The organism is Thalassospira indica, from assembly GCF_003403095.1.
GTDB lineage: Bacteria > Pseudomonadota > Alphaproteobacteria > Rhodospirillales > Thalassospiraceae > Thalassospira > Thalassospira indica.
On record NZ_CP031555.1, the window covers coordinates 801,974 to 822,139 of the forward strand.

At 56.3% G+C, this 20,166-nt stretch carries 17 protein-coding genes; 15 read left to right on the forward strand and 2 right to left on the reverse strand.

The features are described from left to right. Positions 1-6: 6 nt before the first annotated feature. The 3 genes from DY252_RS03895 (at position 7) to glcF (ending at position 4,192) form a co-directional block, all read left to right on the forward strand. On the forward strand, positions 7-1,491 hold the full coding sequence (locus DY252_RS03895) for an FAD-linked oxidase C-terminal domain-containing protein (RefSeq protein WP_064787553.1): 1,485 nt from the start codon (positions 7-9) through the stop codon (positions 1,489-1,491). Positions 1,492-1,598: 107 nt separating this feature from the next. Next, positions 1,599-2,867, forward strand: a complete 1,269-nt coding sequence (glcE, locus tag DY252_RS03900; protein ID WP_064787552.1) for a glycolate oxidase subunit GlcE — start codon at positions 1,599-1,601, stop codon at positions 2,865-2,867. After that, positions 2,867-4,192 carry a glycolate oxidase subunit GlcF gene (gene glcF / locus DY252_RS03905; protein WP_064787551.1) on the forward strand — a complete coding sequence of 442 codons (1,326 nt, stop codon included), beginning with the start codon at positions 2,867-2,869 and terminating at the stop codon, positions 4,190-4,192. The genes glcE and glcF overlap by 1 nt, the downstream gene beginning before the upstream one ends. 93 nt (positions 4,193-4,285) lie before the next feature. Here glcF and DY252_RS03910 read toward each other — a convergent pair whose 3' ends face one another. Then, entirely contained in the window at positions 4,286-4,585 is a 300-nt protein-coding gene (locus tag DY252_RS03910; RefSeq protein WP_063088518.1) for a hypothetical protein, read from the reverse strand. Positions 4,586-4,995: 410 nt separating this feature from the next. Between DY252_RS03910 and DY252_RS03915 the strand changes: the two genes are divergently transcribed. The 6 genes from DY252_RS03915 to phoB all read left to right on the forward strand — a co-directional run bounded on the left by DY252_RS03915 (position 4,996) and on the right by phoB (position 11,152). Beyond that, a complete protein-coding gene (locus tag DY252_RS03915) occupies positions 4,996-6,030 on the forward strand; it encodes a PstS family phosphate ABC transporter substrate-binding protein (protein WP_064787550.1) in 1,035 nt (344 codons plus the stop codon). A 135-nt stretch (positions 6,031-6,165) separates the two neighbouring features. After that, positions 6,166-7,545 (forward strand): phosphate ABC transporter permease subunit PstC, encoded by a 1,380-nt coding sequence (gene pstC / locus DY252_RS03920; protein ID WP_064787549.1) that lies wholly within the window; start codon positions 6,166-6,168, stop codon positions 7,543-7,545. Further along, on the forward strand, positions 7,538-8,887 hold the full coding sequence (pstA, locus tag DY252_RS03925) for a phosphate ABC transporter permease PstA (RefSeq protein ID WP_064787548.1): 1,350 nt from the start codon (positions 7,538-7,540) through the stop codon (positions 8,885-8,887). Before pstC ends, pstA begins: the two co-directional genes overlap by 8 nt. Position 8,888: 1 nt before the next feature. After that, the gene (gene pstB / locus DY252_RS03930) at positions 8,889-9,692 is read left to right on the forward strand and encodes a phosphate ABC transporter ATP-binding protein PstB (protein ID WP_064787547.1); all 804 of its coding nucleotides are present in this window, start codon (positions 8,889-8,891) and stop codon (positions 9,690-9,692) included. A gap of 22 nt (positions 9,693-9,714) precedes the next feature. Then, positions 9,715-10,437 (forward strand): phosphate signaling complex protein PhoU, encoded by a 723-nt coding sequence (gene phoU / locus DY252_RS03935; RefSeq protein ID WP_008888333.1) that lies wholly within the window; start codon positions 9,715-9,717, stop codon positions 10,435-10,437. Positions 10,438-10,453: 16 nt separating this feature from the next. Beyond that, the gene (gene phoB / locus DY252_RS03940; RefSeq protein ID WP_008888332.1) at positions 10,454-11,152 is read left to right on the forward strand and encodes a phosphate regulon transcriptional regulator PhoB; all 699 of its coding nucleotides are present in this window, start codon (positions 10,454-10,456) and stop codon (positions 11,150-11,152) included. A gap of 79 nt (positions 11,153-11,231) precedes the next feature. Here the strand turns inward: phoB and DY252_RS03945 are convergent, their stop codons facing one another. Then, positions 11,232-12,980 carry a cation:proton antiporter domain-containing protein gene (locus DY252_RS03945; RefSeq protein ID WP_064787546.1) on the reverse strand — a complete coding sequence of 583 codons (1,749 nt, stop codon included), beginning with the start codon at positions 12,978-12,980 and terminating at the stop codon, positions 11,232-11,234. Positions 12,981-13,246: 266 nt separating this feature from the next. Between DY252_RS03945 and DY252_RS03950 the strand changes: the two genes are divergently transcribed. The 6 genes from DY252_RS03950 (at position 13,247) to pgsA (ending at position 20,141) form a co-directional block, all read left to right on the forward strand. Next, complete coding sequence (locus DY252_RS03950; protein WP_063088525.1) at positions 13,247-14,209, forward strand: calcium/sodium antiporter; 963 nt, start codon at positions 13,247-13,249, stop codon at positions 14,207-14,209. Positions 14,210-14,295: 86 nt separating this feature from the next. Next, complete coding sequence (locus DY252_RS03955; RefSeq protein ID WP_008888329.1) at positions 14,296-15,066, forward strand: SDR family oxidoreductase; 771 nt, start codon at positions 14,296-14,298, stop codon at positions 15,064-15,066. 101 nt (positions 15,067-15,167) lie between these two features. Then, a complete protein-coding gene (gene folB / locus DY252_RS03960; RefSeq protein ID WP_008888328.1) occupies positions 15,168-15,608 on the forward strand; it encodes a dihydroneopterin aldolase in 441 nt (146 codons plus the stop codon). 440 nt (positions 15,609-16,048) lie between these two features. Further along, positions 16,049-17,986 carry an excinuclease ABC subunit UvrC gene (gene uvrC, locus DY252_RS03965; RefSeq protein WP_129542674.1) on the forward strand — a complete coding sequence of 646 codons (1,938 nt, stop codon included), beginning with the start codon at positions 16,049-16,051 and terminating at the stop codon, positions 17,984-17,986. Between the two features lie 160 nt (positions 17,987-18,146). Then, positions 18,147-19,415 (forward strand): uracil-xanthine permease family protein, encoded by a 1,269-nt coding sequence (locus DY252_RS03970; RefSeq protein ID WP_231959622.1) that lies wholly within the window; start codon positions 18,147-18,149, stop codon positions 19,413-19,415. 174 nt (positions 19,416-19,589) lie between these two features. Then, positions 19,590-20,141 carry a CDP-diacylglycerol--glycerol-3-phosphate 3-phosphatidyltransferase gene (gene pgsA / locus DY252_RS03975; RefSeq protein WP_040822814.1) on the forward strand — a complete coding sequence of 184 codons (552 nt, stop codon included), beginning with the start codon at positions 19,590-19,592 and terminating at the stop codon, positions 20,139-20,141. Positions 20,142-20,166: the final 25 nt, after the last annotated feature.

Sequence of the window (20,166 nt, forward strand, 5' to 3'; positions counted from 1 at the left end):
CTTAGGATGCCTGAGCCTGATCAACACACACTTGCACGCCGCAAGGACATTATCGCCGCCATGCGCGATATCATCCCGTCACCGGGCGGGGTTATTGTCGATGATGATCAGCTCAGGCCCTATGAATGCGATGGGTTGATGGCCTATCGGCAATTGCCGATGATTGTTGTCCTGCCGGAAAATACCGCCCAGGTCGCAGCCATCCTGAAATATTGTCATACAAATAAAATCCGTGTCGTTCCGCGCGGTGCCGGTACCGGTTTGTCCGGTGGCGCACTTCCGATGGCCGATGCGATCACCATTAGTATGATGAAATTCAATCGCGTGCTTGATATCGATTGGGACAACCGGGCCGCCGTCGTGCAGCCCGGTGTCACCAACCTTGGCATCACGCGCGCGGTCGAACACAAGGGGTTCTATTACGCCCCCGATCCGTCCAGCCAGATTGCGTGCTCTATTGGTGGCAACATCGCCGAAAATTCCGGCGGGGTGCATTGCCTGAAATACGGCCTGACCACCAACAATGTGTTGGGGGTTGAAATGGTCACCATCGAAGGCGAAATCCTGCGCGTCGGTGGCAAGGGCCTTGATCAGGCGGGCTATGATTTGCTTGGCATCATCACCGGGTCCGAAGGGTTGCTTGGTATCGTGACTGAGGTGACGGTTCGTATCTTGCGCAAACCCGAAACCGCCCGTGCGCTGTTGCTGGGCTTTAATTCATCCGAAGAAGGCGGCAATTGTGTCGCGGCCATCATCGCCGCCGGGATCATTCCGGGCGGGCTTGAAATGATGGATGCCCCGGCCATCAAGGCAACCGAGGAATTCGTTCAGGCGGGTTACCCGCTTGATGTCGAAGCACTCCTGCTGGTCGAACTCGATGGCCCGCAGGTCGAAGTCGATTACCTGATCGACCGGGTTGGCAAGATCGCCAGGGATTGCGGGGCGGTCTATTCCCGCATTTCCGAGAACGAGGAAGAACGCCTGCTGTTCTGGTCCGGGCGCAAGAACGCCTTCCCGGCGATTGGCCGCATTTCGCCGGATTATATGTGCATGGATGGCACCATCCCGCGCGGTCGCCTGTCCGAGGTGCTGACCGGCATGCAGGACCTGTCAAAAAAGCACGGGCTGGGCGTTGCCAACGTCTTCCATGCCGGTGATGGCAATTTGCATCCGCTGATCATGTTTGATGCCAACAAGGCAGGCGACCTTGAAAAGGCCGAGGCCTTCGGCGCCGACATCCTCAAACTCTGTGTTGCGGTCGGTGGTGTGTTGTCTGGCGAACATGGCATCGGGGTCGAAAAGCGCGACCTGATGGGCGAGATGTTTACAGCCGATGACATGAAGCATCAGGAACGCATCAAGATGGCCTTTGACGAGGACCAGTTGCTCAACCCCGGCAAGGTCTTCCCGACCTTGCATGGCTGCGGGGAACTTAAAACCCTGCATGCCAAGGCGGTGGCCGACAAGTTCCCGGATATCCCGCGCTTCTAGAATGCGCTTAAACGACCCAAGAAACACAAAACAAAATAGATCAAAGGCCTGCCAATCGGTTCCCGCAAATCCGGTTGATCAGGCTCAGGAGAGGAAAAGAGAGAGTTATGGTGGACGTACTTTCCCCCACCACGCCAGACCAGCTGCGTGATGCGGTTGGTTGGGCGCTTGGATCAGAAACCCCGCTTGAAATCATCGGATCGGGCAGCAAGCGCGCCTTTGGCCATTCTGTTCGAACCAACGCAGTGCTTGATTGCTCCAAACTGTCGGGCATCCTGTTTTATCAGCCCGAAGAACTGGTGATCTCTGCGCGTGCCGGAACGCCGCTTGCCGATATCAAGGCGGCACTGGCCGAAAAAAATCAGCAATTCCATTTCGAGCCCGGAAACTTCCCGGCCCTGCTGGATGGATCAACTGGCCCGGATGCCGGAACCATCGGCGGGCTGGTTGCCTGCAACCTTGCCGGACCGCGCCGGATCAAGGTGGGGGCTGCACGTGATCACCTTCTGGGGTTCGAAGCCGTTTCTGGCCGGGCAGAGGATTTTAAATCCGGTGGCCGGGTAATGAAAAACGTCACCGGCTTTGATCTGTCAAAACTGATGGCGGGCTCCTTTGGCACGCTGGGCGTCATGCATACCGTAACGCTTAAGGTCATGCCCAATGACGAAACATCCGCCACCGTCATTGTCGCCTGCAGTGACCCGCGTGCGGCGGGCAAGGCGATGACCATTGCCATGGGCAGTGAAAACGAAGTCTCCGCCGCCGCCTGGATCGCCCCCGAAGATGCGCCGCACCTTGATGTGCCACTGGCCGGTGAATATGGCAGCGGCCTTGTCGCCCTGCGGATCGAAGGTCCCAAGCCGTCTGTCGCATGGCGGGCTGATGCCCTGTGCCGGGCGCTTGCCGGTTTTGGCGAATGCCACGAAGTCCCCGAAAGCCATAGCCACCGCATCTGGAAGGTTGTCGCCAATGTCGCGCCGTTCGTCGCATCGGAAAACAGTGGCAGTATTCTGTGGCGGGTATCAGTGCCCCCGGCAAGCGGGGGTGATATCTGCGCCCAACTGATCGAAAAAACCGGCGGTCGGGCGATGATGGACTGGGCCGGTGGCCTGATCTGGTTGCAGATTGCCGCATCTGATGCGGCGGTTGCACCTGATGCAATGGCGGGCACGATCCGCGATATCGTCGCCAATGTCGGCGGGCAGGCCAATCTGGTGCGCGCGTCCGATGAAATCCGTCAAGCCACCCCGGTCTTCCATCCCGAAGACCCGGCACTTGCCCGGATCAATGCCCGGATCAAGGAAAACCTCGATCCGAAGGGGATTCTCAATCCGGGCCGGATTGCGCCAGTGTCACAGAACGGGGAGGGCGCGTAATGCAAACCAACTTCACCGCTGCCCAACTTGAAAACCCGGCCATCGCCGAAAGCGAACAGATCCTGCGCAAATGCGTGCATTGCGGTTTCTGTACCGCGACCTGTCCGACATTCGTCACCCTTGGGGATGAACTCGACAGCCCGCGTGGTCGCATTTATCTGATCAAGGACATGCTGGAAAATGACAAACCGGCAACCGAAAAGGTGGTCAAACACCTTGATCGCTGCCTGTCATGTCTCTCCTGTACAACCACATGTCCCTCTGGTGTTGATTACATGCACCTGATCGACAATGCGCGCGCCCATATCGAACAAAACTATGAACGTCCGCTGGGTGATCGGTTGCTGCGCAAGTTGCTGTCGATTGTTGTGCCCAATCCGACCCTGTTCCGGCTGTCATTGATCGGGGCAAAATTCGCCGCCCCCTTTGCGCGTCTGATGCCTGGTCGGCTTAAGGGCATGGTCAAGATGGGCGCACGCCCCATGCATCCGCCAAGCTGGGTCGATAAACCACAGGTGATCCCGGCAGTTGGCGAACGCAAAGGCCGGGTTGCCATCCTGATCGGCTGTGCCCAGCAGGTGCTTGAAACCGAAATCAACGAATCGACGGTTCGTCTACTCACCCGTCTCGGGATTGAGGTGGTCGTTGCCAAGGGGGCTGGCTGTTGCGGATCGCTTGTCCATCACATGGGCAAGGAAGAACAATCCCACGCGCAGGCCAAGGCCAACATTGATGCCTGGACGGCCGAGGCCGCGGGCGAAGGCCTTGATGCCATCGTCATCACCGCATCGGGCTGTGGCACCACGATCAAGGATTACGGCCATATGCTGCGCCATGATCCGGCCTATGCCGAAAGGGCCGCGACGGTGTCCGGTCTTGCCAAGGACATTACTGAATACCTGGCTGGCCTTGATATCGATGCCGCCGTCTTTGCCGGTGCCAATCACGGGAATCCCCGTGTTGCCTATCATTCGGCCTGCTCGATGCAGCACGGCCAAAAGATCACCCGACCACCCCGTGATCTTCTCAAACAGGCCGGGTATGAAGTGGCTGAAATCGCCGAAGGCCATCTGTGCTGTGGCTCTGCCGGGGTCTATAACCTGTTGCAGCCCGAAATCGCCGGCCAGCTTCAGGAACGCAAACGCGGCAATATCCGTGCGACCCAGCCTGATCTGGTGGCAACGGGGAATATCGGCTGCATGGTCCAGATCGAAACCGACGATCTTAAAGTTCTGCACACGGTGCAGCTCCTTGATTGGGCGGCGGGTGGACCGGTGCCTGAAAAACTGCGCGACCGGATAAAGCCGACCGAACTTGCGGGCTAGGCACCAGTTGCATCAAAACCGAAAAACAAAAAGGACGGCAGGGAATAACCTCTGCCGTCCTTTTGATTTCGTAAGTCCGTGCGACTGGGCGCCTTACTCTTCCTTGCCAAGCAGGCTTTTTGTAATGCCTTCTGCGGCAGAGCTTTCGCTGCTGTCTTCGGCATAGGCCGCAGTCTTGTCACGAATCCACTTGATTGCTTCGGCTTCGTCAACCTCGACCTTCTGGGCCACCAGTGACAGAACTGCCTCGATCGCCAGAACGTGCGATGCGACGTTATTGACCGCAACATGCAGATCATCAATATGGCGCGACGCAGCCTCTGACATATCTCCAAGTTCGCCAGACAGCTTCTGAATCAGTTCCTGAATTTCGTCGAGTGCAGCGGTGCTCATCAAGTGCTCCTGTTATGGCTGCGCACATTTGTGCGCGGCATTTTTTGGTCCCTACGCACAAGAGTTGCTTGGAAACGGGGCTATGTAAAGGGTTAGCTGGCAATTATCGTCAATTCTCGCCATTCCCCGACACCCAAGGTCACCTTTGGACGAAATGTGACAGTTTTTGTTACAGCCTTTCGCAATCAATCGCGATTTTGCCATGTTGAAGTGAAAAACCACCGTTTTCGGATGGTTGTCGAAAAATGCTAACTTATTGATTTTATTAATAATAAGTGGCTGTTTTTACTGCTCTGATACGTTGTCACATAACGTTAACAAAAGCGACACAATACCGTAAGCACCCAGCGGTAGAGTCCGCCTCGCAGATCGTTGCACCGTTCCGAAGTGGAACTACCATTGGGGAATTTATGATGAAGAAGACTCTTGCTGTTGCGGCGCTTATGAGCGTTGCCTTTGCTGGCGCTGCCGAAGCACGCGACCAGATTCGTATCGTTGGTTCGTCCACCGTCTTCCCGTTCGCAACCGCAGTTGCAGAAGAATTCGGTAAAACCACCTCCTTCAAAACGCCGGTTATCGAATCTACCGGCTCTGGCGGTGGTCTGAAGCTGTTCTGCGCCGGTGTTGGCGAACAGCATCCGGACATCACCAACGCTTCGCGTCGCATCAAGAAGTCCGAAGTTGAAACTTGCGCGAAGAACGGCATTTCGGAAGTTACCGAAGTTAAAGTTGGTTACGACGGTATCGTTCTGTCGAACTCCAACGCTGCGCCGCAGCTCGACCTGACCAAAGAGCAGATCTTCCTTGCTCTGGCAAAAACCGTTCCGTCCAAAGACGGCCAGTCGCTGATCGACAACCCGTACAGCACCTGGGCTGAAATCGATCCGAGCCTTCCGGACGTTAAAATCGAAGTTCTCGGCCCGCCGCCGACCTCCGGTACCCGTGATGCCTTCACCGAGCTGGTACTCGAAGAAGCTTGTGATGAGTTCCCGGCAATCGCCGCTCTTAAAGACACCAACAAAGATCAGCACAAAGCTGTTTGCGCTGGCGTTCGTGAAGACGGTGCCTATGTCGAAGCTGGCGAGAACGACAACCTGATCGTTCAGAAACTCGAAGCCAACCATGATGCACTTGGCATCTTCGGCTTCTCCTTCCTTGACCAGAACGGCGACAAGCTCCAGGGCTCGATGATCGGTGGCGTTGCTCCGACCTTCGAAGCAATCTCTGCTGGTGACTATCCGGTTTCCCGTTCGCTCTTCTTCTACGTGAAGAACGCGCACGTTGGCACCATTCCGGGCATCAAGGAATATCTTGCTGAATTCACCGCTGACAAAGCTTGGGGTGAAGAAGGTTACCTTGCTGACCGTGGCCTGATCCCGATGGATGCCGCTGAGCGTGAAGCTGTTCGTAACGCTGCGATGAACCTTTCGCCGCTGAGCATGTAACGCGATCTTTCAACCGGTGGCAGCCTTTTCTGCCACCGGTTTCTTTATATCATTGCTTGATTTGTTTATTGTTTCTGTCCTATTGGCCTCACGAACTGATCTTTGCAGGCTCATCTGGCGAACGGATCTCAAATAATGTCCCTGTCTTTCCTGTTGCTCGCGGTTGCCGCACTTTGCGCGCTGTCCTTTTATTTCGGACGCCAGCGGGCTGTTGCCCTTTCTGGTGGCCGGCACAGCAATCTTCATTCCTTGCCGGTTCACTACGGGGCCTACACAGCAGCATGGTGCGGGCTTCCCGCGCTGTTTTTGCTTTTGATCTGGTACATGTTCCAGGGCTCGGTGATTGAAGCCCTGATCGTGTCGGACCTGCCGCAGGAAGTAGTTGGTGACTCCGGTCGTCTGTCGCTGGCGCTCAACAGCATTTCCCAGATCGCCGCCGGTGGCGGTGAACATCTCACCGTGTCGCCGGAAATTGTTGATGCCGGGCGCAGACTTGCCAATTTGCAAACCATCGCCAATGCGGCGCTGGTGGTTGTCATGCTGTCGGTTGCGCTTGCCGGTCTTGTCCTGTCCTATCGACGGATTGAAGCGGATATGCGCGCGCGCAACAATGTTGAACGCATCTCGCGCGCGATCATGATTGTCTGTTCGGCGATTGCGATCCTTTCAACGGTCGGCATCGTGTTTTCACTGATGTTCGAAACCCTGCATTTCTTTAGCAAGATCAACCCGCTCGACTTCCTGTTTGGTCTGGAATGGAGCCCGCAAACCGCGATCCGTGCCGATCAGGTGGCGTCCGAGGGGGCGTTTGGCATGATTCCGCTGTTTGTCGGTACCTTGCTGATTACGCTGATTGCCATGTGTGTCGCGGTGCCGGTCGGCCTGTTTTCGGCCATTTATATGGGCGAATATGCCGCGCCTAAATTTCGCGCTGTTGCCAAACCCGCACTTGAAATTCTGGCGGGCGTGCCAACGGTTGTCTATGGCTTCTTTGCCGCGCTCACCGTGGCACCGTTCTTGCGCGACAATGGCGCGATCCTCGGCCTCGATGTCAGTTCGGAAAGTGCGCTGGCCGCCGGTCTTGTCATGGGCATCATGATCATTCCGTTTGTGTCCTCGCTGTCTGATGACGTGATGTCGCAGGTGCCGAAATCGCTGCGTGACGGGTCCTATGCATTGGGGGCGACCAAATCGGAAACCATCCGGCAGGTGATTTTCCCGGCCGCCTTGCCCGGTATTGTCGGGGCGGTTCTGTTGGCCGTTTCGCGGGCGATTGGTGAAACCATGATTGTTGTGATGGCCGCTGGTCTTGCCGCGAACATGACGGTGAACCCGCTTCAGGCGGTGACCACTGTTACCGTGCAGATCGTGACGCTTCTGGTCGGCGACCAGGAGTTCGACAGTGCAAAAACCCTCTCGGCCTTCGCGTTGGGGCTGGTTCTTTTCCTTGTCACCTTGGGGCTGAACGTATTTGCCCTTAAGGTTGTTCAGAAGTATCGCGAGAAATATGACTGATATGGCATCTCTTATGGAAGACAGAGCTGCGGCCAAAGTGATCTCTGACAATCTGCGCAAGCCGGTTGACTGGGACAGCCCGAAAATCGCCCGTAACATCAAGAAACGTTACGCGGCCGAACGCCGCTTTAAAAGCTATGGTCTGGTTGCGATCTGTTTGGCGCTGCTGGCGCTTTGCACGCTGGCACTCTCGATCGGCTCTAAAGGCTACAGCGCCTTTTACCAGACCTATGTCCAGCTCGAAGTGACCTTTGATCCGGCTGTGATCGATCCGGACCGGACCGGCGATCCCGACGTGATCGGGCGCGCGAACTTTGATGGTCTGGTCAAACAGGCGCTGCGTGATCGGTTCCCGGATGTGACCTCGCGCAGTGACAAACGTGATCTCTATGGCATCGTTTCAGGCGGCGCATCTTATGATCTGCGCGAACGGGTTCTCGAAAATCCGAGCCTGATTGGCCAAACGCGCACCATCTGGCTGATTTCCGGTGATGATTTCGACATGCTCAACAAGGGCTATATCGATCCCACCGTTGACGAAGGCGACCGTCGCCTCAATGACAACGAAGTCGCTTGGTATAACGAACTGGTTGCTGACGGTGCGGTGGAAAAACAGTTCCACACCCGCTTCTTTACCAGTGGCGATTCCCGCGAACCGGAACTTGCCGGTATCTGGGGGGCGGCTGTTGGCTCGTTCTATACCCTGCTTGTGACTTTGGCATTGTCCTTCCCGATTGGGGTTCTGGCGGCGATCTATCTCGAAGAATTCGCGCCCAAGAACCGCTTCACCCAGATTGTTGAAGTCAACATCAACAACCTGGCCGCGGTTCCATCCATCGTGTTTGGTCTGCTGGGGCTTGAGGTCTATCTCAATGTCATGCATTTGCCGCGCTCGGCCCCGGTTGTCGGTGGTTTGACGCTGGCGCTGATGACTTTGCCGACGATCATCATCGCATCGCGTGCGGCGATCAAGGCGGTGCCGCCGTCGATCCGTCAGGCCGCTCTTGGGCTTGGCGCATCACCGGTTCAGACCGTGACCCACCATGTCTTGCCGCTCGCCATGCCGGGCATTCTGACCGGCACGATCATTGGTATGGCACAGGCATTGGGGGAAACTGCACCGCTTCTGATGATAGGGATGGTGGCCTTTATTGTTGATATCCCGGGCGGGGCGCTTGACCCGGCAACGGTTCTGCCGGTCCAGATCTATCTGTGGGCAGACAGCCCGGAACGTGCCTTTGTCGAGAAAACCTCGGCAGCGATTATGGTGTTGCTGGCCTTCCTTGTCCTGATGAATGGACTGGCTGTGTATCTGCGCAAAAAATTTGAACGGAAGTGGTAAAATGGCTGCTGTATCCCAGAGCGCAATGACGGCGGAGCCGTCGGTCGAAAACCCGAAAATGACCGCGCGCAAGCTCGATCTTTTCTATAGCGACAATCAGGCCCTCTATGAGGTCAACCTTGATATCCCCGAACAGCAGGTAACCGCACTGATTGGTCCGTCGGGCTGTGGTAAATCCACCTTCCTGCGGTGCCTGAACCGGATGAATGACACCATTGACGGTGTGACGATCAAAGGTGACGTTACCCTGGATGGTCGCGACATCTATGACAAGCGGATCGACGTGGTTCAGCTGCGCGCGCGCATCGGCATGGTGTTCCAGAAACCGAACCCGTTCCCGAAAACCATCTATGACAACGTGGCCTATGGCCCGCGTATTCATGGTCTGGTCAATTCGCGTGACGAACTTGATGAAATCGTCATGACCTCGCTCGAACGTGCCGGTCTTCTGAAAGAAGTCAAAGATCGCCTGCAGTCACCGGCAACCGGTCTTTCCGGTGGTCAGCAGCAGCGCCTTTGCATCGCACGCGCGGTTGCCGTCAGCCCGGAAGTCATCCTGATGGATGAGCCGTGCTCGGCCCTTGATCCGATTGCGACCGCCAAGGTCGAGGAACTGATAGACGAGTTGCGTTCGAACTACACGATCGTGATCGTGACCCACTCCATGCAGCAGGCCGCCCGTGTGTCGCAGCGCACCGCGTTCTTCCACCTCGGAAAGCTGGTTGAAGTCGGTGAAACCGATCAGATCTTTACCAACCCGAAGGACGAACGCACCAAGGGTTACATTACCGGCCGCTTCGGTTAAGCGACGCCAGGAGTACGCATAAATGGCTGATGAACATACCCATATCGTAAGTTCGTTCGACGAGGAACTGACCCGTCTGAACAACATCATTTCGCAAATGGGCGGGCTTGCTGAAAGCCAGCTTATTTCCTCGATCAGATCCATCGTCAAACGCGATTCCGAACTGGCCGAGAAAGTCATCCTGTCCGATCAGCGCATTGATGTGCTCGAACAGGAAGTCCAGGACTTTGCCGTCCGTCTTCTGGCCCTGCGTCAGCCGATGGCTGATGACCTGCGTCAGGTGGTGACCGCGCTCAAGCTGTCAAACGATCTTGAACGCATTGGTGATCTTGCCAAAAACATCGCCAAACGCGCGCAGGTCCTGAACCAGATCCCGCCGATCCGCCCGGTTCAGGCGATCCCGAACATGGCCAAGCTGGCCCAGGAAATCATCAAGGATGTCCTGGATGCCTATATCGAAAGCGACGCCGAAAAGGCCCACCGGGTCTGGGAACGCGATCAGGAAGTCGACGATATGTACAATTCGCTGTTCCGCGAATTGCTGACCTACATGATGGAAGATCCGCGCAACATTACCGCATCGACCCATCTGTTGTTCATTGCCAAGAACATCGAACGTATCGGTGATCACGCAACCAATATCGCCGAAACGATCTATTACCGGATCAAGGGCGAAGACCTGCCGGGGATTGACCGGCCAAAAAACGACGCAGCGAACTTCGCTGTTGTCGAACCGAATGACTGACACGGGAGCATAGAAGATGGACCCAACGGTTCTTATCGTCGAGGACGAGGCAGCAATCGTAACCATGTTGCGCTACAACCTCGAACGCGAGGGGATGCAGGTTGTCGAAGCCGGTGACGGTGACGAAGCGTTGAAAATTCTGGCTGAAACCCATGTCGATCTGGTTTTGCTCGACTGGATGCTGCCGGTAATGTCGGGGATCGAGGTCTGCCGTCAGATCCGCCGCAAGCCTGAAAGCCGCGATTTGCCGGTGATCATGGTGACTGCACGCGGTGAAGAAGGCGACCGGATCCGCGGTCTTGATACCGGGGCTGATGACTATGTCACCAAGCCGTTTGCCATTGGCGAGCTTCTGGCCCGTATCCGCGCACTTTTGCGCCGGTCCGGTCCGGCGCAACCACAAGGGCAGTTGATCTATTCCGACATCGAAATGGATCTCGCCGCCCACCGGGTCAGCCGCAATGGAAAATCGATCCATCTTGGCCCGACCGAGTTCCGTCTGCTGCGCTATTTCCTCGAACATCCGGGGCGGGTTTTCTCGCGCGAACAGTTGCTTAACGCGGTTTGGGGGCCGAACATCTATGTCGAAACCCGCACGGTTGACGTTCATATCCGCCGCCTGCGCAAGGCGCTCAATGACGTCAAGGGCACCCGCGATATCATCCGCACGGTCCGTGCCGCGGGCTATGCGCTGGACTCTGAAACCGCTGCCTAACCCGGTTTAGAGCCTGATCTAATTAAAAAACCCCCGCAGCGATTTGCTGCGGGGGTTTTGTTTTAACGTCGTAACGTCTTCAGGTTTCTTTCTTCGCCGGTTTGTCCGCATTCTCCGACCCTGACGGTTTGCGCTGCGGGCGCGGCGCCAGTTCATTCATCAAAAGCATGTCCGCGCGGCGGAATTTGGCGATTTCGGCATCAATGTCTTCCTGCGGCACGTCGCACGCCGCCAAAACGTGATCGGATAATCTCAACCCGGTTTCGAGAACCTCCGGGATGGCGGCATCCGCCCCGTGGCGCGACAGCGGCCCGATATGGGTGATGTCCTGCGCACGGGCAAAGATCTTCAGATGCGGGTAATGCTGGCGCAAAAGGGCGACCGTCTTCTCGGTCGCATGCGGGTTCCCCATGGCAACAACCGCAATTTTTGCTTCATCCGTATGTGCAGCCCGGAAAGTTTCCGGTCTGGACCCGTCGGCAAAGTAAACCGGCAATCCTTCTGCCCGGCCCCGCGAAACCTGCTGTGCATCACTATCAAGCACCAGGAACGGAATGTTGCGCGTCTTGAGCAACCGGGCCAGAACCCGTCCAACGCGGCCGCTTCCGATCACCAGAACATGCTGGTGGATGCCCTCGGACTCTTCGGCAATCACGCCAAGCTGGTCTTCTTCCTTGGGATGAAGCTTTTCCTCGATCTTGTGACCAAGGCTGATCAGGGTCGGGGTCAGCGCCATCGAAATCGCCACCACCGGGATCAGCATCGCAGCCATTTCAAGCGGTACAGCACCATTCTGGGCGGCCAGGGCAAACATCACAAAGGCAAATTCACCGCCGGCGGCCAAGCTCATGGCTACCCGGATGGCAAGGCCGGTTTCAAACCGGATCGCACGTGCCAGAACGAACAAAACTGCCGTCTTGATCACCAGCAACAGCACCAGCCACATGACGATGGTGCCAAATTCGTTATACACAACGTCGGCATCAACCGACATGCCGACCGACATAAAGAACAGCGACAGGAACACGCCGCGGAACGGCGAAATGTCGGCTTCGATCTGATGGCGGAATTCGGTTTCGGCCAACATCACCCCTGCGATAAACGCCCCCAGCGCCATCGAAAGCCCGGAAACCTCGGTCAAGGTGCTGGCCGCCAGCACAACAAACAGCGTGCCGATGGCAAACAGTTCCGGGTTCTTGAGCGACGCGATATAGCGAAACAGCCGCGGCAACACATAGCGCCCGACGAGCAACAACAACGCGACCGACCCGAAACCAAGCAGGATGCTCATCCACGGGCTTGTTTCCGTTCCGGCGTCACCTGCGGCCTGCACCATAATCAGGAACGGACCAACCGCCACGTCCTGCAGTAACAAAATGGCAAGGGCCGCACGGCCAAACCGGGTATTGAGCTGCTTGTCATCGGAAAGCTGTTTGAGAATGATCGCGGTCGATGAAAGCGCAAGGGCGCCGGCAATCACCAAGGCCGTCGGCAGCGGGAATTCCATGACAACCAGAAGCCCCAGAAGGGCTGCCATCGACACCAGAATTTGCAAAACGCCCAGACCGGCAAACCGCCCGCCAATCACCCGCAAACGATCACGCGAAAGCTCCAGCCCGATCATGAACAGCAGGAAAACCACGCCCAGTTCGGCAACCGTGGAAATGTCTTCGCGTTCGGAAATCAGGCCAAAGCCGAACGGCCCGATAAAGAACCCGCCAATCAGAAAGCCGATGATCGAATTCGCACGCAGCTTGTGCGCAATCGGCACCGCAATGATCGCGGCAGTCAGAATAAGAAACAGCTCAAACAGGACGCTGTGATGCATGGCGAAATTCGTTCCGGAAGGCGGTCAAATAATCAATGGGTATCAGGACCTAAATCCCTGAAAATAACGAGATTACAACGATAACGAAAATAACCCTGCCAGTCGTGGGTAAATTTGCGGCATTTGCGAAATTCACCACGGAATCCTGCGATCAGGTGCTGTGGCAATTGTCACCGCCTGATGACTTGCCATTCGCGCCGCCAAATGCCATCTTCCGCGGGCCCGACAAAGGGCCGGTTTAATCGCTTTTGAAACGAGCAGATATTTTGGAACAGCTTATCCCCTATCTTCAGATCATCGCGGGTCTTGTTCTCCTGACAGCAGGTGGTGAATTCATCGTAAGGGGGGCGGTTGGTCTTGCACTTTTGCTGGGCGTTTCCAAGGTGATCGTCGGTCTGACGATTGTCGCCGCCGGGACATCGGCGCCGGAATTTGTCGTCTCGCTCAATGCGTCGCTCAAGGGCACGGCCGATATCGCCATGGGCAACGTTGTTGGCTCCAACATTGCCAATATCCTGCTTATTCTCGGTGCGGTGGCGCTTCTGAAACCCGTTGCGGCCTCGCGGGTCACCGTGGTCCGTGATGGTGGCACCATGTTGCTGGGCACGGTCCTGTTTATTGCCTTTTGCATGTTTGGCGTGATCGAACGCTGGGCCGGGGCGGTGATGCTTTGTGTGCTGGCGGCCATCTGGTACTTCACCTATCAGCACGACAAAAATTCGCCGAGCGAGGCCAGCCACCTGCACGAAGAAGAAGTCGACGAAGTCGGCGAAAAGCCCAAAGGCTGGACCAGGCCGATCATCGCCACCGTCATCGGGATTGTGGCGCTGATGTTTGGCGCCGAGTGGCTGGTTGAAGGCGGGGTCTCAGTCGCCCGACAGTTTGGCGTATCCGAAGCCGTGATTGGCCTGACCCTTGTCGCCTTTGGCACGTCACTTCCGGAACTCGCCGCATCGGTGGTTGCTGCCTTCCGCGGCCATTCCGATGTGGCGTTGGGCAATGTGTTTGGCTCCAACCTTTTGAACCTGCTTGTGATCATTGGCGGTGTGTCGCTGATCGCACCGATCCCGGTGCCTGAACAGATCATGAATTCCGATATCTGGATCATGCTGGCGGTAACCGTGGGTTTGCTCGGTGTTGCCTATGCCATGCGCAAGATTTCGCGCATCACCGGTGTTGCATTCGTGATTGCCTATCTGGTCTATGTCTTCCAACTTGTCGTAGCATAAAGCATATTGCGTTTAATCTGTTCAATCAGTTCGCGGGCCGTCTGTCCCATGACAGTCCGTACACTTTGCGAAGGATCAAGGCACCAATGACAGGTCAATTCCCGAAATCCGTTCTGATCACCGGTGCGGCAAAACGCATCGGTCGTGCATTGACCCTGGATCTGGCGCGCAACGGCTATGACATCGCCCTTCATTGCAACAGCTCGAAACAAGACGCCGAAGCCGTCGCTAACGAGGTGCGCGACCTTGGCCAAAAGGCCTGCGTCGTTTCGGCCGATCTGACCAACGAGGATGCAACCCATCAATTGGTTGCCGATGCGACCAGGCAACTCGGCCCGATCGGGGTTCTGATCAATAACGCCTCGACCTTTGAATTTGATGATGTGCAAACCGCAACCCGCGAAAGCTGGGATTTGCATATGGAAACCAATTTGCGCGCGCCGTTTATCCTCTCGCAGCAATTTGCAAAGCATCTGCCAGATAACTGTCAGGGCATGATCCTCAACCTGATTGATCAGCGTGTCTGGAACCTGACCCCGCATTTCATGACCTATACCTTGTCCAAAGCCGGGCTTTGGACCCTGACCCAGACGCTGGCATTGGCCCTTGCGCCAAAAATTCGCGTCAATGCCATCGGGCCGGGGCCGGCACTGCCTAGTAGCCGACAAACACAGGAAGATTTCGACGCGCAGTGCGAAAAAACACCCCTGAAAATAGGGACAAACCCGCAAGAGATTTGCGACGCGGTTCGATTTTTCCTTGCCGCGCCGGCCATCACCGGGCAAATGTTAGCGCTTGACGGCGGGCAGCACCTCGATTGGGCGCCCAGTGGCGAAGAAGATGCGCCCAACGAATGATGCCCGGTGGTGATCGTTAAGTCGCTGCCAGACATCGGGCCGGACATGTGTGGTTCTGTTGATCAAACTGCACAGGAAAGCAGCACAAGGAAGACCGGAATATGACCGCAGGCCTTAAACAGGATGCCAAAATTACGACATTGCCCTTTGCCGATGTGCCCCATGCAGATCGTGCAGGCAACCTGCGCCGTGTCTTCGTGCGTGACATGATCATTCACACCTCCATCGGTGTTTATGAACACGAAAAAGAAGCCCCGCAACGCGTGCGCATCAATCTCGACCTTGCCGTGCTCGAAGGCGACGGTGTTCAGAATGATGATATCACCACGGTGCTAAGCTACGAGGATCTGGTCGTCGGCACACGCCGCATCTGCCAGGATGGTCACACCAACCTTGTGGAAACCCTTGGGGAAAAACTCGCTGACATGTGTCTTGCCGATCCGCGCGTCCGCAAGGTGATCGTCAGGGTTGAAAAGCTCGACGTTTTTGAAGATGCAGCTGCGGTTGGTGTGGAAATCGAACGCCACAATATCGCGCGCTGATCGATACGCGATTTCCCGAAAAAATTTACTTTTCCAGACGGCTAATCCAAGGGACTCTTTGATTCCTCTGGCGCGAATCGCTATGGCGCTTATTCACAAGCATCTGGCGAATATGATTCAAAGGAAAATATTCATTTTTTACGACTCTATTACCGAATGATTTCACGTTGACAGTATTTTTATTGTTTAAAATCAATAAGTTAACTGTTTTGCTCAATAATTGTGCACTTCATAGAACGTTAAGACTCTCAAGGGGTGCAGGAAGTCACCCCCCGATTACCCACATAGTTATCCACAGTCTTGGTGGACATCTTTTTTGGCATGGCGATTCCCCATGGCGCGGTTGCGATGTTAATCTTTTCAGCTATGTTTCAAATCGCGTTTGCCTGTGACGGCTGTCACAACTTTGAATGTATTTTATTTAAATCTGGAGTGCCTTGATGAAACCACCTGTTTCCCCCGAAAACCCGACCGGGGATGATGCCCCGAAACGGGAAATCGGTTTGTCGCTTGATGGTGACAAGATCGATGGCGGGGCGGCAAGGGGCGTTGAGGCGATCAAAAATGCGCTGAAAACCATGCCGGGATCACCGGGCGTCTATCGCATGATCGATGACAAGGAACGCGTGCTTTACGTCGGCAAGGCCAAGAACCTCAAGAAACGCGTGGTCGCCTATACCCGCATCATGCAATTGCCGATCCGCATTGCCCGTATGGTGGCCCAGACGGTGAAGATGGAAATCATCACCACCCATACCGAGGCCGAGGCGCTCCTTCTTGAATCCAACCTGATCAAAAAGCTCAAACCGCGCTACAACATCCTGCTGCGCGATGACAAAAGCTTCCCCTATATCCTGATCACCGAGGATCACGACTATCCGCGCATCGTCAAACATCGCGGCGCACGCGCCAAGGATGGCAGTTGCTTTGGCCCGTTTGCCTCGGCCTGGGCAGTCAATAACACCATCAACCATCTGCAACGCGCCTTTTTGCTGCGCTCTTGCACCGACGGGGTGTTTTCCAACCGGTCACGGCCGTGTTTGCTTTATCAAATCAAACGTTGTGCCGCCCCCTGTGTCGATCGCATTTCCAAACCGGAATATGACGAGCTTGTTGATATCTGCCGCGACTTTTTGACCGGACGCAGCCAGAAAATCCTCAAGCAGCTCGAAGCCGACATGATGGATGCGTCTGAAAAGATGGAATTCGAACAGGCCGCGATGTATCGCGACCGCATCCGTGCGCTCAGCCAGATCCGATCCCATCAGGACATCAACCTCGAAGGTGTCGAAGAGGCCGACGTCATCGCCCTTCATCAGGAAGGCGGGCAAAGCTGTGTGCAGGTGTTCTTCTTCCGCTCGGGCTCGAACTATGGCAACCGGTCCTATTTCCCGCGCCATGAACAATCGGCCGAAATCCCAGAAATCCTCTCGGCCTTTGTCGGGCAGTTCTATGCCGATAAACCGGCCCCCAAACAAATCTTCCTGTCGCACGAAATCGAAGGCCAGGAACTGGTCGAAAACGCGCTTGGCATCAATAACGACCGCAAGATCGAATTGCTCGTGCCCAAGCGCGGCGGCAAACGCAAACTGGTCGAACATGCGCTCACCAACGCCAAGGACGCACTTGGCCGTCGTCTGGCTGAAAGTGCGACACAGCGCAAATTGCTCGAAGACCTTGCCGACAAGCTTGATCTCGAAAGCACGCCGGAACGGATCGAGGTTTACGATAACTCCCACACCCAGGGGACCAACATGGTCGGCGGCATGATTGTCGCCGGACCCGAAGGCTTCATGAAAAACGCCTATCGCAAATTCAACATCAAGGGCGATATCGCCCCGGGTGATGACTTTGCCATGATGCGCGAAGTCTTAACCCGTCGTTTCGCCCGGGCGCAAAAAGAAGACCCGGACCGCGAAAACGGCACATGGCCCGACCTCTGCCTGATTGATGGCGGCTTGGGGCAGCTTGGCGTGGCACGTGAAGTGCTCGAAGACCTCGGGATCGAAGACGTCATGCTGGTCGGTGTTGCCAAGGGTGTCGATCGTAATGCTGGCAAGGAAGTGCTACACATCCCCGGCAAGGCCCCGGTACGTCTCGATATGAAGGACCCGGTGCTCTATTTCATTCAGCGCCTGCGCGACGAGGCCCATCGCTGGGCGATTGGCACCCATCGCGCCAAACGCGGCAAACAAATGGGCAAAAGCGTGCTCGACTCCGTCCCCGGTGTCGGCGGGGCGCGTAAAAAGGCATTGCTCCACCATTTCGGCTCTGCCCGCGGGGTGGCCGATGCTGGCCTATCGGATCTCGAGGCCGTCGATGGCATCAGTGCCGCCTTGGCGCGCAAGATTTACGACCATTTCCACAGCAACGACTAAAAAAGCATCGGATGGCATCTTGCTTTTTGCTGCCCGTGGCGCGATACCCGGTACGCCCTGCCGCCCGGTGGGGCATTTTCGCGCGAAACGTCCATAAATAATCGGCTTGCCATAAATGCGATATTTTCCTTCCTGGTCTGTGACCCGGTCTTCCACAGTCATGCCTGATCAACGTCTGCCTTGGGGTGCGATGTTCCCGATGGGCTTGCAGCATCTTGTTGCCATGTCGGGTGCGACCATCCTTGGCCCGCTTCTGATGGGGTTTGATCCCAATCTGGCGATCCTGTTTTCCGGTATCGGTACCCTGATCTTCTTCATCTGCACGGCGGGCCGTGTGCCGAGTTATCTGGGCTCATCCTTTGCCTTTATCGCCGTCGTCATTGCCGCCACCGGGTATGCCGGATCGGGACCAAACCCCGATATTGGCGGGGCGCTTGGCGGGATCATTGCTGCTGGTGCGCTTTATGTCGTGATCGGCCTGATCGTCATGGCAACCGGGACCGGGTGGGTCGAAAAACTGATGCCGCCTGCGGTCACCGGTGCGGTTGGTGCGGCGATTGGCCTGAACCTCGCCCCGGTCGGGATCAATGGCATCACGGGCGATAACATGCATATGCTGGTCGCCCTTCTGACCCTGCTGTCGGTGGCCTTCGTCTCGGTTTACGCGCCGATTGCGCTGCGTCGGATTTCCATTCTGGTCGGGATCCTGGCGGGCTATGTGCTGGTGTTGGTTTTGGGCAACGGCTTTGGCCTGATGCCGGCGATTGATTTTACTGAACTTTCCGAGGCCGCGTGGTTTGGCATGCCATCCTTTGTCGCGCCGCGCTTTGAAAGTTCTGCCATGTTCCTGATCGCGCCGGTGGCCTTCATTCTGGTGGCCGAAAACCTCGGCCATATCAAGGCGATTGGCGGCATGACCAAACAGAACATGGACCGTTATATCGGCCGTGGTTTTGTCGGCGATGGTCTGGCAACCATGCTGGCCGGATCGGGCGGCGGTACCGGGGTGACCACCTATGTTGAAAACATGGGTGTTATGGCCGTTACCCGTGTGTTTTCGACCCTGATCTTTGTCATTGCCGCGGTGATTGCCATCCTGCTTGGTTTCTCGCCGAAATTCGGCGCCTTGCTGCACACCATTCCGGGCCCGGTTCTGGGCGGGCTTGGCGTTGCGGTCTTTGGCCTGATTGCTGCTGCCATGATCCGTTTGTGGGTCGATAACCGCGTTGATTTCTCTGATCCGCGCAACCTGTTTACGGTGGGCATCACGCTGATCTTTGGCGCGGGCGACTTCACGGTCAATTTCGGTGGTTTCGCCATGGGCGGGATCGGCACCGCGACCTTGGCTGCCATCATCCTCTATCAGGCGCTCAGCATCGGACGCGGCAAGTCCGCCCATCCGGCCGAGGCAGGGGCGGCGGCAGAATAATCGCGCAGACGCGATGAGATGATAAATCGCACGGGCCGTGTTCTGACGCTAATCCGTCATCAACACGGCCCTTGTGGTATGTGCTTCAAGTCTTTAATAATTGCGCGGCCTTGGGCGATTGCGCATCAGGGCCTTGATGTCATTGCCGTAAAATCCGTCAAACAGGCCCCGTTTATGAAGAACCAGATTCCCAATCTGCTGACCATGTCGCGCATTTTCGTAATCCCGGCGCTGATCGCGTCGTTTTACATCAATGGTCCGGTTGGCAACTGGATCGGCTTTGCGCTGTTTGCCTTTGCCGGGGTGACCGATTTCTTTGACGGCTATCTGGCGCGCTCGATGAATGTGGTCTCCCCACTTGGTCGGTTTCTTGATCCGATTGCTGACAAACTGCTGGTGGCGGCTGCATTGATGATGATGGTGGCCTTTGAACGCATTTCTGGTTTGGCGGTATTGCCCGCGGTGATCATCATGTGCCGCGAAATCATGGTGTCGGGCCTGCGCGAACATCTGGCCGAGATCAAAGTGCCCTTGCCGGTCACAGTCCTTGCCAAATGGAAAACCACGGCCCAGATTCTCGCCATCGGGTTCCTTCTGGTTGGCGATGCATCGCCCGATCTGATTCCGTCGATCCTGATTGGTGATATCCTGCTGTGGATTGCCGGGATCGTCACGGTTCAGACCGGCTATATCTATCTGCGCACCGGCCTTAAACACCTCGATTAATTCTTGTAATCCGGCAAACCGGGAC

Coding starts and splice junctions, on each gene's coding strand:
- DY252_RS03895 (WP_064787553.1), top strand. CDS start 7: ATGCCTGAGCCTGATCAACACACACTTGCACGCCGCAAGGACATTATC.
- glcE (WP_064787552.1), top strand. CDS start 1,599: ATGGTGGACGTACTTTCCCCCACCACGCCAGACCAGCTGCGTGATGCG.
- glcF (WP_064787551.1), top strand. CDS start 2,867: ATGCAAACCAACTTCACCGCTGCCCAACTTGAAAACCCGGCCATCGCC.
- DY252_RS03910 (WP_063088518.1), bottom strand. CDS start 4,585: ATGAGCACCGCTGCACTCGACGAAATTCAGGAACTGATTCAGAAGCTG.
- DY252_RS03915 (WP_064787550.1), top strand. CDS start 4,996: ATGATGAAGAAGACTCTTGCTGTTGCGGCGCTTATGAGCGTTGCCTTT.
- pstC (WP_064787549.1), top strand. CDS start 6,166: ATGTCCCTGTCTTTCCTGTTGCTCGCGGTTGCCGCACTTTGCGCGCTG.
- pstA (WP_064787548.1), top strand. CDS start 7,538: ATGACTGATATGGCATCTCTTATGGAAGACAGAGCTGCGGCCAAAGTG.
- pstB (WP_064787547.1), top strand. CDS start 8,889: ATGGCTGCTGTATCCCAGAGCGCAATGACGGCGGAGCCGTCGGTCGAA.
- phoU (WP_008888333.1), top strand. CDS start 9,715: ATGGCTGATGAACATACCCATATCGTAAGTTCGTTCGACGAGGAACTG.
- phoB (WP_008888332.1), top strand. CDS start 10,454: ATGGACCCAACGGTTCTTATCGTCGAGGACGAGGCAGCAATCGTAACC.
- DY252_RS03945 (WP_064787546.1), bottom strand. CDS start 12,980: ATGCATCACAGCGTCCTGTTTGAGCTGTTTCTTATTCTGACTGCCGCG.
- DY252_RS03955 (WP_008888329.1), top strand. CDS start 14,296: ATGACAGGTCAATTCCCGAAATCCGTTCTGATCACCGGTGCGGCAAAA.
- folB (WP_008888328.1), top strand. CDS start 15,168: ATGACCGCAGGCCTTAAACAGGATGCCAAAATTACGACATTGCCCTTT.
- uvrC (WP_129542674.1), top strand. CDS start 16,049: ATGAAACCACCTGTTTCCCCCGAAAACCCGACCGGGGATGATGCCCCG.
- DY252_RS03970 (WP_231959622.1), top strand. CDS start 18,147: ATGCCTGATCAACGTCTGCCTTGGGGTGCGATGTTCCCGATGGGCTTG.
- pgsA (WP_040822814.1), top strand. CDS start 19,590: ATGAAGAACCAGATTCCCAATCTGCTGACCATGTCGCGCATTTTCGTA.